Raw genomic sequence first — 523 nt, 5'->3', positions numbered from 1 at the left:
ATAGTGTCTCACCGTCTTTTTGACCAGGACATTTTTTGATTTCTTTCGATTGGCACGGGCTTTAACATGGGTTCCATCAATGAACAGCGTTTTCTGATCAACATAACCGGCCTTGACACACTGTTCCAAAATCTTCATGAAAATCTGTTCAAAAAGATCGGTATCTTTAAAACGTCGGCTGTAGTTTTTTCCAAAGGTTGTAAAATGAGGAACCGGTTCATTGAAATCCAGACCCAGAAACCAGCGATAGGCGATATTGACTTCCACATCCCGGATCGTCTGACGCATACTTCGAATGCCGCAAAGATACTGGATGACCGGCAGTTTAATCAGGACGACCGGATCCAGGCTGGGCCTTCCATTGTCCGTACAGTATCGCTCCTCTACCAGATCGTATATAAAATCAAAATCAATCGCTTCATCGACCAGCCTTAAAATATGATCTTTCGGTACCAACGCATCCATTGTGACGATCTGTACCTGTTCTCTGATATCCTGTTCCCGTTTGGTTAACATAAGGTTT

The 523-nt window shown here is 43.4% G+C and carries 1 protein-coding gene; it reads right to left on the bottom strand.

The window, feature by feature from the left end; translation table 11 throughout:
* The coding region (locus tag FZC40_RS16980; protein ID WP_243135861.1) for a transposase at window positions 1-516 on the bottom strand (516 nt) is incomplete at its 3' end.
* Window positions 517-523: the final 7 nt, after the last annotated feature.

Origin of the sequence: Acetobacterium tundrae, from assembly GCF_008086615.1 — a bacterium.
GTDB lineage: Bacteria > Bacillota > Clostridia > Eubacteriales > Eubacteriaceae > Acetobacterium > Acetobacterium tundrae.
The sequence above is the reverse complement of the archived record's forward strand: the minus strand, read 5'-3'. Positions and strand labels throughout refer to the sequence as shown.